This window comes from Janthinobacterium sp. FT14W (assembly GCF_009208755.1).
Classification (GTDB): Bacteria; Pseudomonadota; Gammaproteobacteria; order Burkholderiales; family Burkholderiaceae_D; genus Janthinobacterium; species Janthinobacterium violaceinigrum.
The window spans coordinates 1-1,242 of record NZ_WFLL01000109.1 but is presented as its reverse complement, the minus strand read 5'-3'; the positions used below and the strand labels follow the sequence as shown (position 1 = coordinate 1,242).

General features: G+C 69.8%; 1 protein-coding gene. It reads left to right on the top strand.

Features of this window, described 5'->3' with window-relative positions; all coding sequences use genetic code 11:
- The coding region (locus tag GCN74_RS29060; RefSeq protein WP_226939276.1) for a hypothetical protein at nt 1-1,048 on the top strand (1,048 nt) is incomplete at its 5' end.
- Nucleotides 1,049-1,242: the final 194 nt, after the last annotated feature.

Genomic DNA, 1,242 nt, shown 5'->3' with positions numbered 1-1,242 from the left:
GGTGGCGCCTGCGCCTGCGCCGAAAGCCCAGCCGGTGCCGAAGCCGCCGCCGGTGTCCGCGCCGGCTGCCGTGCCGCCGCCAAAGCCGGTGCAGCCGCAAGCCGCACCGAAGCCCGTACCTCCACCGGCCCCCCCCGTGCCGCCAGCGCCGCGCAAGTGGCTGCGCTGGCTGGGCGGCGTTGCCGTGCTGGCCATGGTGATCGTCTACATGAACGGCAAGCCGGGCAGCAAGAATGAATCGGCCTGCAATGACGCCATCGACAGCGGCTTGAAACTGGTGGCAAATGGCAGCCTGGACGGCGCTCGCCAGAAGCTGGCGACGGCGAAAACGGCGTGCACGGGCAAGTCCAGCGCCAAGGCCGAGGATTTGCAGGCGGCGATCGGCAAGGCGGGCGCCGCGTCCGGCGGGTGCCAGCGCAGCGTGCGCGCCATCGAGCGCCATATCGATAGCCATCAATTGCAAAGCGCGGCCAGGGGCATCGCCGCGCTCGATGCCGATTGCGCGGGCGCGTCCAGCGTGGATTCCTTGCGCAAGCAGCTGGCACGCCAGCAGGCGGCAGCCGCATCCGTGCTGGTGGGGCTGCGCCAGGCGCTCGATGGCAGGGATGCGACGGCAGCACAGAATGGCATCGCCAGGCTGGAAGCGATCGACCGCGAAGCGGTGGAATTGCCGCAGTTGAAGGCCGACGCGCAAGCGCTGTCGGCGGCCGCGCCCGTTTCAGTACCGGCACCTGCGCCGGCGCAAGTGTCGACGCCGGCAGCGCCGGAGACGGCGCCCGCGCGCACGGTCGAACGTCCAGCGGTGGCCGAGCGCCGCCCGCAGGAAACTGCACCCGTCGATAGCGGCGCGGCCATGCGCAACGAGATGGCGCAATCATTCCTGCGCGACGCCGAGCGTTCTTTGCTGGAGGGGAAGTTCGACGCGGCCAAGACGTACCTGGAAAGCGCGCGCCGCGTCGATCCCGGCAATGCGCGCATCGACAATCTGTCGCGCCGCATCCGCGAGCGCGAACGGCAAGTGCTGCAGACGGAAACAACGATCAATTAATCATCAGAGGGCATCATGCTGAATCAAACCACCTTGCGCGCCGCTGCCGCGCTGACCATCGCGGCCCTGCTGGCCGGCTGCGCCACGGCGCCGATGAATCCGAATGGCGTGCGCCAGGACGGCGCCTATCCGCAAAACGGGCAGGCGCCGCAGGCGGGCGCGACGGACGACGACCCGTGCAGCGTGGGCACGTC